The 15,171-nt window shown below is 69.0% G+C and carries 12 protein-coding genes, 1 tRNA gene and 1 pseudogene; 5 read left to right on the top strand and 9 right to left on the bottom strand.

Annotated elements, in window-relative coordinates; genetic code table 11:
- Positions 1–460: 460 nt before the first annotated feature.
- Both ACWCP0_RS36585 and ACWCP0_RS36580 read left to right on the top strand, forming a co-directional pair.
- Positions 461–1,075: a hypothetical protein gene (locus ACWCP0_RS36585; protein WP_451083064.1), complete on the top strand. Its 615-nt coding sequence runs from the start codon at positions 461–463 to the stop codon at positions 1,073–1,075.
- A 138-nt stretch (positions 1,076–1,213) separates the two neighbouring features.
- Positions 1,214–1,870 carry a helix-turn-helix transcriptional regulator gene (locus ACWCP0_RS36580; protein ID WP_451083063.1) on the top strand — a complete coding sequence of 219 codons (657 nt, stop codon included), beginning with the start codon at positions 1,214–1,216 and terminating at the stop codon, positions 1,868–1,870.
- Between the two features lie 275 nt (positions 1,871–2,145).
- On the opposite strand, the gene ACWCP0_RS36575 is transcribed toward ACWCP0_RS36580, so the two are convergent.
- The 4 genes from ACWCP0_RS36575 to ACWCP0_RS36560 all read right to left on the bottom strand — a co-directional run bounded on the left by ACWCP0_RS36575 (position 2,146) and on the right by ACWCP0_RS36560 (position 6,691).
- The gene (locus ACWCP0_RS36575; RefSeq protein WP_451083062.1) at positions 2,146–3,867 is read right to left on the bottom strand and encodes an MFS transporter; all 1,722 of its coding nucleotides are present in this window, start codon (positions 3,865–3,867) and stop codon (positions 2,146–2,148) included.
- A gap of 43 nt (positions 3,868–3,910) precedes the next feature.
- Positions 3,911–4,357, bottom strand: a complete 447-nt coding sequence (locus ACWCP0_RS36570) for a MarR family winged helix-turn-helix transcriptional regulator (protein ID WP_451083061.1) — start codon at positions 4,355–4,357, stop codon at positions 3,911–3,913.
- 374 nt (positions 4,358–4,731) lie between these two features.
- Positions 4,732–5,637 carry an alpha/beta fold hydrolase gene (locus ACWCP0_RS36565; protein ID WP_451083060.1) on the bottom strand — a complete coding sequence of 302 codons (906 nt, stop codon included), beginning with the start codon at positions 5,635–5,637 and terminating at the stop codon, positions 4,732–4,734.
- An 85-nt stretch (positions 5,638–5,722) separates the two neighbouring features.
- Positions 5,723–6,691, bottom strand: a complete 969-nt coding sequence (locus tag ACWCP0_RS36560; RefSeq protein ID WP_451083059.1) for an RNA polymerase sigma factor — start codon at positions 6,689–6,691, stop codon at positions 5,723–5,725.
- 537 nt (positions 6,692–7,228) lie between these two features.
- Between ACWCP0_RS36560 and ACWCP0_RS36555 the strand changes: the two genes are divergently transcribed.
- Positions 7,229–7,642: a CoA-binding protein gene (locus ACWCP0_RS36555; protein WP_451083075.1), complete on the top strand. Its 414-nt coding sequence runs from the start codon at positions 7,229–7,231 to the stop codon at positions 7,640–7,642.
- Between the two features lie 647 nt (positions 7,643–8,289).
- Here ACWCP0_RS36555 and ACWCP0_RS36550 read toward each other — a convergent pair.
- The 4 genes from ACWCP0_RS36550 to sucC form a co-directional block, all read right to left on the bottom strand.
- A tRNA-Leu gene (locus tag ACWCP0_RS36550) sits at positions 8,290–8,374 on the bottom strand.
- Between the two features lie 233 nt (positions 8,375–8,607).
- Positions 8,608–10,161 (bottom strand): aldehyde dehydrogenase family protein, encoded by a 1,554-nt coding sequence (locus ACWCP0_RS36545; protein WP_451083058.1) that lies wholly within the window; start codon positions 10,159–10,161, stop codon positions 8,608–8,610.
- A gap of 165 nt (positions 10,162–10,326) precedes the next feature.
- Positions 10,327–11,208 carry a succinate--CoA ligase subunit alpha gene (sucD, locus tag ACWCP0_RS36540; protein WP_451083057.1) on the bottom strand — a complete coding sequence of 294 codons (882 nt, stop codon included), beginning with the start codon at positions 11,206–11,208 and terminating at the stop codon, positions 10,327–10,329.
- Between the two features lie 13 nt (positions 11,209–11,221).
- Complete coding sequence (gene sucC / locus ACWCP0_RS36535) at positions 11,222–12,367, bottom strand: ADP-forming succinate--CoA ligase subunit beta (protein ID WP_451083056.1); 1,146 nt, start codon at positions 12,365–12,367, stop codon at positions 11,222–11,224.
- A 235-nt stretch (positions 12,368–12,602) separates the two neighbouring features.
- Between sucC and ACWCP0_RS36530 the strand changes: the two are divergent.
- Positions 12,603–12,872: pseudogene (locus ACWCP0_RS36530) on the top strand (CoA transferase); the annotation flags it as partial.
- A gap of 162 nt (positions 12,873–13,034) precedes the next feature.
- The gene (locus ACWCP0_RS36525; protein WP_451083055.1) at positions 13,035–14,423 is read left to right on the top strand and encodes an OFA family MFS transporter; all 1,389 of its coding nucleotides are present in this window, start codon (positions 13,035–13,037) and stop codon (positions 14,421–14,423) included.
- 77 nt (positions 14,424–14,500) lie between these two features.
- On the opposite strand, the gene ACWCP0_RS36520 is transcribed toward ACWCP0_RS36525, so the two are convergent.
- The gene (locus tag ACWCP0_RS36520; protein WP_451083054.1) at positions 14,501–15,142 is read right to left on the bottom strand and encodes an HAD family acid phosphatase; all 642 of its coding nucleotides are present in this window, start codon (positions 15,140–15,142) and stop codon (positions 14,501–14,503) included.
- Between the last annotated feature and the right edge of the window lie 29 nt (positions 15,143–15,171).

Raw genomic sequence — 15,171 nt, 5'->3', positions numbered from 1 at the left:
AAACTGCTCCTGCTCGCCGTCCTGGACGGCTCGGGCGATCTGCACATCCTTCGGCAGGCAATGGGCGGCCCCGACGGCCTGTCCGGGCTGTGTTCTGCCGAAAGGGCCGGACTCGTACAGGTCGACACCCCCACGGGCCGTCTGGTCTTCCGGCACCCTCTCACCCGGTCCGCGGTCATCGATCTGTCGACCAGCGCCGAGCGCCGTCGGGGACACCTGGCGCTCGCCGAGGAATTCCCGGAAGGATCCGAACACCGGGCCCGGCACCTCGCCAACGCCACCGTGGGTCCCGACGACCAGGTGGCCGCCCTTCTGCACGCGGTGGCCTACAGCACCCTGCGCCGCGGCGACGCCGTCGGCGCCATCACCACCCTGCTGCGCGCCTCGGAGCTGAGCAGCACGGGGGCGGCCAAGGGACGAAGGCTGGCCGAGGCGGCCTGCCTGGGCGCCGGCATCACCGGTGATCTCCGCAACGTACGCGGCCATCGACGACCACGACCTGCCCGACGGGGCGGACGACAGCATCCTCCGCGAAGCACTGCACACCCTGGCCCTGGTGTGTTTCTTCGGCGGAAGGCCGGACCTGTGGCACTCCTTCGACAGGGCCGTGACGCGACGTCCGCTGCTCTCCTCGGATCCCCTGCTGCCGGTGATCCGGGGCGCCTTCGGCGATCCGGCCCACGCGGCACTGTCCGTGCTGGACGGTCTCGACGAGCTCATCTCCGGTCTCCACCAGGAGACCGACCCCACACGCATCATTCGGACCGCCGTCTCTGCCGCCTATGTCGACCGCCTGCCGGGCTGCCGCGGCGCGTTGCGGCGCGTCGTCGACGACGGTCGAAACGGCGGCGCCATCACGTCGGCGATCGAGGCGCTCTTCCTCCTGGGGAACGACGCCTACACCAGTGGACAGTGGAACGACCTCCAGGAGGCCACTGACGAGGGTCTCCGGTGGTGCGCGACATACAGTTACCGCGTGCTGGCATGCTCAGGCCAGTTCCTTCAAGGGCTGCTGGCCGCCGCACAAGGAGACGACACCACCGCGCGAAGAGTCGCGGACCGCCTCATCTCCTGAGGGAACCCCCGAGGGCTGGGCACGCTCCGCGTCTACGCCTCCCACATCCGGGCCCTGTCGGCGCTCGGTGGCGCGGACTTCGACGCCGCCTACCGCCTTCCGAGAGGAGTGGGCACGCCCGGGCGACTGCCACCGCACATGCCGCATGCTCTGTGGCTCCTTCTGGATTTCACCGAAGCCGCCGCTCACTCCGGCCGCCACTCCGAAGCAGCCGCGCACGCCGCGGCGGTCAGAAAGACCGACATTCCGTCGATCTCGCCGCGGCTGGCCATGCTGACCGATGCCGCCGAGGCCATGGCCACTCCGGGCTTCATCGACCATGATCTGTTCGAAGCGGCCATCGCCACGCCCGGTGCCGAGCGATGGCCGTTCGACTGGGCCCGAATCTGCCTGGCCTACGGCGAAAGACTGCGCAGAGCCAAAGCAGGCGTCGAGGCCCGCGAACACCTGGGCGCCGCGCTCAGCACGTTCGAGCGCCTGGGAGCCGCGCCTTGGAGTGCGCGAGCGGCGAACGAGCTGCGGGCGAGCGGGATCCCCATCAGGACCGTCGTACCCGGCGCAGACCCGCGCTCACATCTGACCCCGCAGGAACGGCAAGTGACGCAGCTTGCCGCCACGGGGCTGACCAACAAGCAGATAGCCGCGCAGCTCTTCCTGTCTCCCCGAACCGTGGCCGCCCATCTGCGAAACGTTTTCCGAAAGTTGCACGTCACCTCGCGTGCCGGATTGCGCGACGCTCTGACCCGCCTGTCCCAGCAGCTGCCACCTGCGCCGGAAGACAGCACGACGTACTGATCGTTTCGGAATGAGATCGGGGTGTCGGCTTGGCGTTGAGTGTGGTGACGGCAGGGTCTGCCAGGTGTCCGATGAGCTTGCGCCTGATGGCCTGTCTCAGCTTTGCGGCGGGCCGAACCGAAACTGGCCACGCTGGTTTTCGAAGGCGTAGGACGCGTCAACTTGTCCCGTGCGCCGATCAGGTCGGCGTCGAGGGCGGCATTCCCCAGCGTGTGAGCGATCTCGTTCGTCGCACTCACTTCGTCTCCTTCCTGCCGGCGCCGTGCCCGTCTCCGCTACCCGCTCTTGGTACGCAACTCCTCGAGTGACGCCGCCGTCAACCGTTGTGGAGTCCGACCGGGTTCGACCAGTACGACGTTGCAGGCCGCGGTGTGGGTCAGTGCGGCGGTGAAGCTGCCGTCGGTGAACTGTGCCACCGGTCCGCGCGGGGATCGGCCGACCACGATGGTGCGTGCTTCGACGTCGGCGGCGTACTGAGCGAGGACCCTGCCGGCTGTGGCGTGGTCACCGATACTGGTGAGTACCTGTCCGCTGGTTGTGATGCCGTGTGCGGCGAGGTGGTTGAGGTGGGCGAGCACCGCGGCGCGTGCGTGGTCGGCGTCCTCGGTGTCGATGGCCTGTTCCTCGATCACGGCGGTCTCACGGACGTGGACGACCTCCAGCGGGCTGCCGGTGTCGCGGGCGATGGCGGCGGCCGCGTCGACGATCAGGGCGGCGTCCTTGGTGGCGCCGACTGCCACGATGAGCGGGCGGTACCCAGGCGCCGGGGTGGCCCCGACGCGCTCGAGGGTCGGGCGCACCGTCTCGCCGTGGGCCTCGTTCTTCTCCGCAGCGCTGACCAGCTTGTGGCCCGAGGCGAGGACGAGGACCGCGAGGATGAAGGCGGCGCCGCCGAGGTAGAACGGGACGCTGAGGTCGGTGGCGTCGGCGAGCTTGCCGGCGACGAGCGGGGCCAGGCCGCCTCCGATGAACCGGACGAAGCCGTAGGTCGAGGAGGCGACTGATCGCTCGACCGGGGAGACGAGCATGACGGCCTGGGTGGTGAGGGTGTTGTTGATGCCGATGAAGGCGCCGCTGACGATGACCGCGACGATCACGGCGACGGGGCTGTTGACGCCGACGGCGATGACCGTCATGACGATACCGAGCCCGATCAGGTTGCCGTAGAGCACCGGGGCGGTGCCGAATCGTGCCTGCAGGCGGGGCGCGAAGAACACGCTGAAGGCGGCGACCAGCAGGCCCCAGGCGGTGAAGACCAGGCCGAGCTGCCGGGCGTCGAGCTCCATGGGGTACGGCGCGTAGCCGAGCATGGTGAAGAATCCCCAGTTGTACAGCAGCGCCATGATGCCCATGGTGAGCAGGCCGCGGTGCCGCAATGCCTTGAGCGGGGCGGTCAGAGATGTGCGGCGCTCGGGCTTGGGCAGTGCGGGGACGAACGCGATCGTGGCGATCAGGGCGACGGCCATGAGCGCGGCGACGCCGAAGAACGGCCCGCGCCAGCTGATGGTGCCCAGTTCACCGCCGAGCAGTGGACCGACGGCGATGCCGAGACCGAGTGCGGCTTCGTACAGGATGATCGCTCCGCCGAAGCCGCCGCTGGCCGAGGCGACGATGACCGCCAGGCTGGTGGCGATGAACAGGGCGTTGCCCAGGCCCCAGCCGGCGCGGAAGCCCACGATGCCGCCTATCGAGCCGGAGGCGCCGGCGAGGGCGGAGAACACGACGATCAGCGCCAGGCCGATGACCAGCGTGCGCTTGGCGCCGATCCGGCTGGAGACCCACCCCACCACGAGCATCGCGACCGCGGTCACGACCAGGTAGCTGGTGAACAGCAGCGACACCTGACTCGGTGTGGCATGCAGGCTGCTCGCGAGCGAGGGCAGGATCGGGTCGACCAGGCCGATACCCATGAACGAGATGACGCAGGCGAACGCCACGGCCCACACAGCACGTGGCTGCTTGAACAGGCTCGCCGTTGTCCCATGCGTTGCGCTCATTGCCTATTTTCTCCTGGAAGGTTGCTCTCATCGATGCCGACGGTCACTTGGACGCCTCGGCCTGGATCAATCGGGCGAGCGCGGGGAGGGCGATGACCACCGCGGACTGCTCCTGCGGTTCAAGCCGGTCCATCAGCTTGCGCAGAGCCTCGGCACGCTCGGCACGCCGCCGTCCGACCAGGTCGGCTCCGGCGTCGGTCGCTTCGACCAGCACGCCTCGCCGATCGTCGGTGCTCGCGATGCGGCGCACCAGCCCGTCGCGTTCCATACGCGTGACCAGCTGTGTCATTCCGGGCTGGGAGACGCCCTCTGCGCGTGCCAGCTCAGTCAGCCGCTGGGGTCCCTCGCGGCCGAGGCGGCCCAACACGGACGAGGCCGCCGTGCTCAGCCCCCCGGCCGTGCTGACCTGACGCACATACCGGACCAGCTGCTCAAAGGCGACGACGAGTTCTTCGCCGGAGCCACCGGAATCCATAACCCTGTTATGCATAAGTGTATTATGAAAGTGGGTGAGCTGATCGTCAACGTGTCCTGGATCTCAGCTCCGAAGGTTCAGCGGCTCGAGCAGGCCGCAGCTTGAGCAGGCAGCCCAGGGCTGTCCTGCGGAGTCGATGCGCGCGAAGTCGGCTGTCCCGGGTACTGAACGCCGTGCGAGCAGCGGCAGATGACCGACGACGAGGAGCCGTTCGTCGCCGACCTGGTCGGCAGGCAAGTGCTTCGGGTGACTACGGCCTGGCACCACTACGCGGAGGACGAGCATCCGCTGCTGCACCTGTGGTTGCATGCGGAGGGCCGGCGCTGTCCACGAGAACGAACGGACAGCAGATGCCGGCCACTTCGGGAGCACTGCGGTCGGCGGCAAGGTCACGCCGTGCTTTGCGCCGCGGCCGTCACGAAACGCGTCACCGCCTGCGAGAAGGCCTCCGGCTCCTCGAGGTGACCGAAGTGCCCGCTGTTCTCCAGGATCAGCAGTTCCGATCCGGGGATCAGCCGGTGCAGTTCCTCGGCCCATCGCACCCCGCAGATGACGTCGTGGCGGCCGACGACGACGAGGGTCGGCACGGTGAGCGAGCCGAGGTCCTCACGGTCGTCGATGACGTGCGGGGAGAGGTTCTCGTCCAGCCCGGAGATGTGGGTGGCCCGCACGGAGGCACGCAAGGGTGCGAACTCCTCCTCCCGGCCCCAGTAGTCGGCGAAGTACGACGGGATCAGCCCCCTGACGACGGCCGTCATCCGTGCGTCGTCGGAGATGGTGGGGATGGCCTGGAAAGCCCTCAGGACCTCGGGAAGTTCGGGACGGTCGGCGTGCCGCGCCGCGAACAACTGCACCAGGCGCATGGCCTCGGCGGCGTGTTCGGGACCGGTCAGCGGCGCGCTGTCGTAGAGGATCACCCCGGCGACGCACTCGGGGTGGCGCAGGGCGTGGTACTGGGCGACGAAGCCGCCGTGCGAGTGGCCCAGAAGGTGCACCTCGGGGACGCCGAGGTGCTCGATCAGCGCCCCGAGGAACCGGCTGTAGCGGGGCCGGGTGTAGCCGTGGGGGTGGGAGGTCAGGCGGCCGGAGGCGCCGCTGCCGATCGGCTCCGGGTACACGATCGTCAGGTGCCGCTCCAGCGCGGGCATGCGCAGGTACTCCCAGACGATGCCCGGTCCGCCGGAATGCGCGACGCATACCGGTCCCGTGCCGTGGACGTGATAGCGCTGCACGATTCCGTCGATCTCGACGGTGTGCGTTCCGGCGGCCAGAGGATCGGTCGCAGAGGTGGTCATGGGGTCTCCGTATCCGGCAGGTGTCGATGACACCGGCAGGACGCCGGAGAGAGGACGAAGTTCGACCCGAACCAGGTGACGTCCATCACATCGGGGTGAGTGACCGAATGGCCTGCACCGGCCTCGGGTGCAAGAGACGCAGCCGGTGCGGACGACCGGCGTCGTCCAGGGTCATCAACCAGGCCACCGAGGGCGGGCAGTGGTCGGGGTTGTCCGCGGGGTTGAGGAGGTCCATCTCCCAGACGACAAGGGACCGGCCGGCCACGGTATGGACCAGGCGCTGCCGTACACCGGCCTCGATGTCACCTTCCATGCCGCGCACGAGGACGCTCCTGCCACCCACCGGGTCGTTCCCCCTGAGCAGGACGATCTTGGGCGACCAGCGCTCCGTGAGCAGCGCGCCGAAGCGTCCGCTCTCTGCGGCGGCCAGCGTCTCGCATGCCTCGACACGGCTGGCGCGGATGCGCTGCGCGGTGTCGCCGTGCGGGGCGTCCGCCGTGGCGGCGAGGGCTGTCGCGAGCTTGGCCCGTCCCTGGTTGAGCCGGCTGCGGACCGTGCCGACCGGGACCCCGCAGGCCTCGGCTATCCGCTCGTAGGAAGTGACGCCGGTGCTGAAGTGACGCAGCACCAGGGGCAGGCGCAGTGCGGGGGACAGCTCTTCCATGGCCTCCCAGATCCAGTCCCGCATCGTGTGCTGCTCCAGCCACCGCTCCGGACCGGCGTCCATGGAGGGCACATGCAGATCGTCGATCGGCTGGAAGGGAACGGAGCTGCGCAACAGGGAACGGCTGGCGTTGCGGACGATCATCCGCAGCCATGCGCCCACGGCCGCCGGGTCACGGACGTCGCCCACACGGCGGATCGCGGTCACGGCCGCATCCTGGACCACGTCGTCGACGTCGGGCCCCGGCCCCAGAATGCTCAGCGCCACCGCGCGCATACCTGCCCGGTGCCGTTCCAGCAGCAGACCCAGGGCAGTGACCTCACCCGCTTGCGCGGCACGAGTGAGCACCGCGTCCTCGATCCGCGAGGCTTCGCCTGCGTTCCGGCTCATGGGGTCCCTCTTCCAGCGTCAGCCGTCGTGCGCGACCGTACTACGTGATCGCGATGCCGCTCCCTCGGCCGGCCGATGCCGGGATCGTCGTGCCATGCCGGAGAACCACGGCACTCGCATCGCTCAGCAACGCCCACCCGCCCCCACCGCCTGCGCGGCCGGCTCGTCGAGCGCGGCGACCTCGTCGGCCGTCACCCCGATGTCGGCAGCGGCCACGTTCTGCTCCAGCCACTTCACACGTCTGGTTCCCGGGATGGGCGCCACGGGAGCGCCGAGGCGCTCGCCACGAGCAGGCACCCAGGCGAGCACCGGCTGGGCCGGAACGATGCCCGCGGATCCGGATCGTGGGCGCGACCGCACATCCGACCGCGTCCTGGGTCGCGCCCGAGGCGATGGTGCTATTGCATACAGTATTCAGACTGGCTAACGTCTGCTCATGCGACTGACGACGTTCACAGACCTGGCACTCCCCATGATCATGCGGTTGGCGGTAACCGGTGCGGAACTCACCACCGGACGGCGGTGCCGGGCATGACGATTTATGGCGATGACACGACAATAAGGCAGATTCTCACCGCTGCCGGAGACACCTGGGCCGTGGTGGGCCTGTCCGACAACCCCGATCGGGCCGCTTACCGCGTGGCCGAGAAGCTGCAGCGCATCGGCAAGAGAGTGGTGCCCGTGCACCCAAAGGCCGAGACGGTGCACGGTGAGCAGGGCTACGCTTCCCTCGCGGAGATCCCTTTCCCGGTGGATGTGGTGGACGTGTTCGTCAACTCCGACCTCGCCGGAGGCATCGCCGACCAGGCTGTGGCGATCGGCGCCAAGGCGGTCTGGTTCCAGCTGGGCGTCATGGACGAGGCCGCCTACGACAGGACTCGCGAGGCCGGCCTGCTCATGGTGATGGACCTTTCCCCGGGACGGGAGATACCCCGGCTGGGGCTGGGCTGATGCTCCCCAGCCGGCCAATGCGCGATCACACATCGCTCACATTCCCAGGAGCCGGGAGTCAAGGCGGCGGTGACGACGCCGTTCTCGTCGTCGTACTGGACGATGTGGCGCATCGCGCGCTTGAGAAACGCGCGATGCAGCATGTGCGCGTTGTCGGCGCAGCCGGGCTGCTGGGCTCTGCAGGTGCCGATACATCATCCGGCCTGCTCAGGCGACATGTCGGTACTCGTGCAGGGTTCCGCCGAGCCGGTCTCGTCGGCGGACCTCAAGGTGCCCGATCTGCTCTGGCACGGTAATCGGTGTAGGCAGTGGGCGCAGCGGCGAGGCTTGTCCCAGGGCTCGGTGCGGGTGGACCCAGCCGTCGTCACCCAGTGGACCAACGAGGCACAACGAGACAAGGAAGTGGCACTGAAGAAGCTCGACACGCTGCCCGCCGCCACTCGGAAGACGGAGCCACAGCCCACCGCCCACCAGATCCGGGCGATGACTGACGAGACCCGGGGACAGCGCGCAACGCATCCGCGCCTTCGACGCCGAAAAGAAGGGCCCCCTCTACGAAGCCCTGGGCATCACCATCAGCTACGACAACGCAAAAAAGGACCGCGACCTTAAGGTCGAAGTCCTCGCTTCCGTATCGTCATAACGAGTGTCCGAGGGGGGACTTGAACCCCCACGCCCGATAAAGGGCACTAGCACCTCAAGCTAGCGCGTCTGCCATTCCGCCACCCGGACCAGGTGTTTCTCCGCCCCGGGAGTGCTCCCCGCGGCGACATGGACAACTCTACCAGGGGTTCGAGGTGCCTCTGAACCGCATTTCGCGTGGTCAGTGGGGTGCCGGGCGGCGATCGAGGGGCCTCGGCCATCCGCCACCGAGCGGATACGGAGCGCAACCACGCACGCACGGAAGATGTTCCGGAGGGTGCCGCCCGGGGCTCCGTACCAGGGCCCCGGGCGGTCCCCCTTTCTCATGCGTTGAGCTGGTAGTCCGGGAAGTTCCCGGGCACGCGCTCGCCGGCGGGCCCCACCGTGACCGCCTTCACCAGCAGCTCGCCGCCGACGAAGGCGCCGCGCCAGGAGGCGCCGAAGCCGCCGAAGAGCTCCTCGCGGTCGCCGCGCGAGCGCGGTTTGCCCCGGCCCACCTTGAAGGCGCGGATCTGCGGCGACAGGCGGTCGAAGGTCTCCGGGTCGTCGGTGGAGAGGGTCGCGACGAGGGCACCGTTGGAGGCGTTCATCGCGGCCAGCAGCTCCGCCTCGGTGTCGACCAGGACGATCGTGTCGACCGGACCGAACGGCTCTGCGTGGTGCAGCGGGGAGGACGGCGGCGGCCCCAGGAGCGTGACGGGGGCCATGTACGCGCCGGTGTCCTGGCCGGGCAGGAAGTGGCCGTCCGTCAGGGAGCCGCGGTGGAGCGGGACGGCTCCGCGGTCGACGGCCTCGGCGACCTGGTCGGTCAGTTCCTTGGCCTTCGCCGCGTTGACGAGCGGGCCGAAGTCCAGCTCGGGCAGGGGGTCCGCAGGGTCCGCGACCGCCAGGGGGTGGCCCAGGCGGATCGAGCGGACGGCCGGGAGGTACGCGGCGAGGAAGTCCGCGAAGGCACTGCGCTCCACGACGAAGCGCGGGTAGGCGGTGCAGCGCTGTTTGCCGTAGTCGAAGAGTTTGGGGATGACGGCGGCGAAGGTGTCCCAGTCGGAGCAGTTCCAGATTCCCCAGGTGTTGAGGCCCTCCTGTTCGAGGATGTGCCGCTTGCCGAGGTCGGCGACGGCGGTGGCGATACGGGCGCCGGTGTCGCGGCCGCCCACGAAGGAGACGCAGCCGATCTCGGGCGCGCGGACGAGCGCTTCGGAGAGCTCGCTGCCACTGCCGCTGACCAGGGTGACGGGGATGCCCTCACGGGCGGCGAGAGCAGTGGCCAGGGTGAGGCAGGACAGTCCGCCGTCGGTCGGGGTCTTGGCGATGACCGCGTTCCCGGCGAGCGCCTGGACGAGCATCGCGTGGACGAGGACGGACATCGGGTAGTTCCAGCTGGCGATGTTGGAGACCGGGCCGTCGAGGGGCGCTCGGCCGTCGAGCATGCCGTCGATCCCCTCGACGTACCAGCGGACGCCGTCGATCGCCCGGTCGACGTCGGCCTGGGCGAGCCGCCACGGCTTGCCGATCTCGTGGACGAGTAGGAGGGCGAGCAGCGCGCGGTGCTCGGTGAGGGCGTCGAGCGTGGCGGCGACACGGGCGCGCCGTTCGGCGAGCGGGATGTGCCGCCAGGCGCGGTGCCGGTCGAGGGACGCGCGGACCGCCCGGTGGGCGGTGGCCGCGTCGAGACGGGGCGGGCCGGCGATCGGCCCGCCGTCGATGGGGCTGGTCGCAGGAAGGGCGCGGCCGTCGGCCTGCCACCGGCTGTCCCACAGGTTGAGGACCCGGTCGTCGTGGAAGGCCTCGGGGGCGACGGCCAGGCAGCGCTGCCAGGCGTCGGCCCAGGACGTACCCGGTTTGAGGGTGAGGGGTGCGGTGAGGGTTGATGCCACGGGTGTTCTCCGCTCTCGGTGCACAGTCGGGCGGGGAGGAGTGATGGCCTTGCGTCACTCGTCATGGTTGCTCAGACGGAACCGTCTCGCTCAGGCAGCAACGTAGTGATCCCCGCCCATCGTGCGTCCACCCGTGGCGTCACGTGTGGGTGACGTCACCCATTGTCACCGCCCGAGATGCTCACGGACCAGGCGGGCCGTCTCGCTCGGCGTCGAGCCGACCTTCACCCCCGCTGCTTCCAGTGCGGCCTTCTTCGCCTGTGCGGTGCCGGAGGAGCCGGAGACGATGGCGCCGGCGTGGCCCATGGTCTTGCCCTCGGGTGCCGTGAAGCCGGCGATGTAGGCGATGACAGATTTGGAGATCTTCTCTTTGACATAGCTCGCGGCGCGCTCCTCCGCGTCGCCTCCGATCTCGCCGATGAGCACGATGAGTTCGGTGTCCGGATCGGCCTCGAAGGCGGCGAGGCAGTCGATGTGGTTTGTACCGATGACCGGGTCGCCGCCGATGCCGACCGCCGACGAGAAACCGATGTCCCGCAGCTCGTGCATGAGCTGGTAGGTCAGCGTGCCCGACTTGGATACGAGTCCGATGCGGCCCGGTGCCGGGGCGATGTCGGCGGGGATGATGCCGACGTTGGACTGTCCGGGGCTGATGAGGCCGGGGCAGTTGGGGCCGATGACGCGCGTGCCGCGTTCCTTCGCGTACGCCGTGAAGGCGACGGCGTCGTGGACGGGGACGCCTTCGGTGATGGCGACCACCAGCCCGATGCCCGCGTCCACCGCCTCCCTGACGGCCGCGCCGGTGAAGGGCGGCGGCACGAAGACGACCGTCACATCGGCACCGGTGGCCTCGACGCCTTCGCGTACGGAGCCGAAGACGGGAACGGTGCGGTCGTCGAAGTCGACGGTGCGGCCCGCCTTGCGCGGGTTGACGCCGCCGACGACCTCCGTACCGGAGGTGAGCATCCGGCGGGTGTGCTTCATGCCCTCGGCGCCGGTCATGCCCTGGACGAGGACCTTGCTGTCCTTGGTGAGAAAGATGGCCATGTGTCTGGTCTCCTCAACGGGCGGTGGAGGCGGCTTCGGTGGCGAGGGTGGCAGCCTGACGTGCGGCGCCGTCCATGGTCGTGGCCTGCTCCACGAGGGGGTGGGCACGGGCGTCGAGGATGGCGCGGCCGCGGGCCGCGTTGTTCCCGTCGAGGCGTACGACGAGGGGCTTGGTCAGCCGGACGGTCTCGAGGGCCTTGACGATGCCGTCGGCGACGGCGTCGCAGGCGGTGATGCCGCCGAAGACGTTGACGAGAACGGACTCGACGCCCGGATCCGCGAGGACGACGCTCAGTCCGTCCGCCATGACCTGGGCCGAGGCCCCTCCCCCGATGTCGAGGAAGTTGGCCGGCCGGGCTCCGCAGCCGGCGACGACGTCGAGGGTCGACATGACGAGACCGGCGCCGTTGCCGATGATGCCGACCTCGCCGTCGAGCCGTACGTAGTTGAGGCCCCTTTCGGCCGCTGCGGACTCCAGCGGGTCGTCGTGGCCGTCGTCGTCGCCGCCCCAGCGGGCCTGCCGGAAGCGGGCGTTGTCGTCGAGGGTGACCTTGCCGTCGAGGGCGAGGATGTCTCCTGCAGCCGTGCGCACAAGGGGGTTGACCTCGACGAGGAGGGCGTCCTCCTGGGTGAGGACGGTCCACAGTTTGCGCAGGACGGGCGCCGCGGCGGGCGGGAGTCCGGCTGCGGCGGCGATCTCGGCCGCCTTTTCGTCCGTGACGCCCTCGGCGGGGTCCACGGGGATGCGGGCCACGGCTTCGGGCCGGGTGTCGGCGACCTCCTCGATGTCCATGCCGCCCTCGGCGGAGGCGATGGCCAGGAAGCGGCCCGCGGCGCGGTCGAGGACGTAGGAGACGTAGAACTCGGCTTCGATGTCCACGGGTTGAGCGAGCATCACCTTGCGTACCGTATGGCCCTTGATGTCCATGCCGAGGATCTGGCGGGCGGTGAGCTCGGCGGCGGCCGGGTCGGCGGCGAGTTTGACGCCGCCCGCCTTGCCGCGGCCGCCGGTCTTGACCTGGGCCTTGACGACAACACGGCCGCCGAGGCGGTCGGCGACGTGGCGGGCGTCGCGGGCCGAGTCAACGGTCTCGGCCTCGGGTACGGCGATTCCGTACTGCTGGAAGATCTCACGTGCCTGGTACTCAAATAGATCCATTCCGGCTCCCTGTCGAGGAAAGTGCCGCACGCCCCCTGGACACCACCCACCGGATGCGGGATAACAAGGTTCATACAGTATTCGTCGACTGTATGCAATCAGCCGGAAGCTCACGTGCGGGCAGCTTCGCCCAGCTCAGAGCACCTCCGGCGAGCGCCACAACTCCCCGACGAACCCGGACGGGTGGGTCCCCGGGTTCCCGAACCTGATCGTGCAGACGTGAGGAGCGCCGACCATGAGCAAGGCTCTCGAGGCCATCCGTGTCCTCGACATGACGCATGCCCAGTCGGACTCCTCCGACATGACGCACGTCCGGGCGGGCCCCTCCGCGACCCAGCTGCCGGCGTGGCCGGGCCCGGACGTGGTGAAGCCGGAGCCGCCGGGCGGTGACATCACGCGCAAGCAGTTGCGGGATGTGCCGGACGTCGACCCGCTCTCCTCCACGATGCTCAACTGCACCGAGCGGAGCATCACGTCGAACACCAGGACCGAGCGCGGCCAGGAGCCGGAAGCGGGCTCGGGCCGCGGGGTTGTCGGGCGGTGGTCGATGAGCTGAGAGAGGGCACGACCCACGGGGCCGCGGTTTTCGTTTCCGCGGGCCCCGGCACGAAGAGTACGGACAGGGGGCGCTGGCCTGGCTTCTTCGACGCGAGGGGTTCAACCGAACATGGCGACAACAGACATCACTACGCCCGTCTCCTACAGGGAGGTGACGGACGAGAACGGCCGGATGTACCGCATCGGCGAGTCCGATGTGGACATCATGGGCCGCAAGCGGAAATGGATGGTCATTCTGCCGTGGGTCGGCATGATGGGCATCAGTTCGGCGGAGTACGCGTTCGCCTCCGCCGAGGACACGCTGCACACGGCGCACCAATGGGGCAACCAGCACATCTTCTGGATGCTCGGGGTGTGGGTGTTCTTCCAGGCAGCGGTGGCCTTCCCGGCGGGGAAGCTGCGCGAGAGCGGAAAGCTGCCGGCCCGGTGGGCGATGATGCTGGGTGCGGTGGGCACCCTGCTGGGTTATCTGTCACTCGCGTACGCGCCGCATGTCGTAGTGGCATACGTCGGATTCGGCATGTTCAGCGGCATGGGCGCAGGCATGGTCTATGCGACGTGCGTGAACATGGTCGGCAAGTGGTATCCGGAGCGAAAGGGCGGCAAGACCGGTTTCGTCAACGGCGGTTTCGCGTACGGTTCGGTGCCGTTCGTGTTCATCTTCACCGGCTACATGGATCTGACGAACTTCCGGTGGGTGCTGGTCGCGGTCGGACTCTTCCTGGCGGGCGTGGTGGCCGTCGCGGGGTACTTCTTCCAGGATCCGCCGAAGAACTGGTGGCCGGCCGAGGTCGATCCGCTGCGCAAGCCCGACGACCCACGGGCACGGCGGGCGATGGAGAAGAACCCGCCGGCCGTGAAGCAGTACACGCCGGCAGAGGCGTGGCGGACGGGCCGGGTGGCGCTGATGTGGTTCTGCCTGCTCTGTACGTCGGGCGTGAACATCTTCGGTATCGCCTTCCAGGTGCCGTTCGGCGCCGAGGCCGGTTTCGCGGGCGGAATCGTGGCTACCGCGATGTCGCTGAAGGCCATCGTGAACGGTACGGGGCGCGGGGTCATCGGCTGGCTGTCCGACCGCTACGGCCGCAAGCAGTGCCTGATCTTCGTCTGCATCGTGCTGGGCCTGTCCCAGTACGGGATTCTCTGGTCGGGCAGCATCAGCAACCTGCCGCTGTTCCTGCTGTTCTCGAGCATCTCCGGCTTCGGAGGCGGCGCGATCTTCCCGATGTTCGCGGCGATGACGGCCGACTACTTCGGCGAGAACAACAACGCGTCCAACTACGGCCTGGTCTACAGCTCGAAGCTGGTGTCGGGTCTGCTGGGGTCGGGCATGGGCGCCGTGGTCGTGGCTACGTGGGACTACGAGGGCGCATTCGTCCTCGCCGGTTCCATATCGCTCTTCGCGGGCTTTGTCGCGGTGTTCCTGCATCCGCCGGGGCGGTCGCGGACGAAGGGCATTGCGGCGAATCCACAGCCGATCAGCCGGGACATCGGCTGAGTCGGTGATTCAAAGGGGGGAAGCGGGTGGCCGAGTGGCCGCGGGACGGCAATTCCGTCCCGCGGCCACCTGGCCTTTCAGGACAACTGGCCGTCGTAGTCGGGCAGCTTGAACGTCCGCTCCGCGTGACCGCCCACGAGGTCGCTCGTGTTGTTGCCGATGTTGGCGATGATCTTGTAGCCCTTGGCCTCGATCTCCGCGCGCTTCTCGGTCTTGTACGTGCTGACCTCCTGGAACAGGTCGGGCAGGTCTCGCACGTACAGGCCGTCGACCGGGTATCCGGCCCGCTTCAGGTTCCAGTCGGTGAGCGAGTAGATGATGCCCGGGCGGGCGGTGACGAAGAAGATGGCGACGCCGCGGGAGTCGGCGAACCGGGCCAGGTCGCGGACCGGTGCGACCGCGGGGGTCGGCAGCTCCCAGAAGTGGTGGAAGTCGGTCTCCAGCGAGGTGTTGTCGATGTCGAGGACGATCGCCTGCTTCTCGCCGGAGGTCTGTGCGGTGCGCTGCTCGATGTAGGGGCGGGCGACGGCGACGACTGCTGCCACGTCCCGCTGCCAGGTGGCGTAGTCGACGTCGGCCGCCTGCGCGGCGGTTGCGGCTGTGCGGGGTTCCCCGGCGGTCGCCGTCGGGGTGGCAGCCGATGCCGCGGGGGTGGCCATGGTGAGAGCCGCTGCGGCGACGACCGTCGCCGTTGCGGTCCGCCATCTGCGTGCATGCATGGGGGGTTCTCCTGGGTCGAGGGTGGTCG

Source organism: Streptomyces sp. NPDC001970 (genome assembly GCF_053594115.1).
This window is presented reverse-complemented; position numbering and strand designations above follow the sequence as displayed.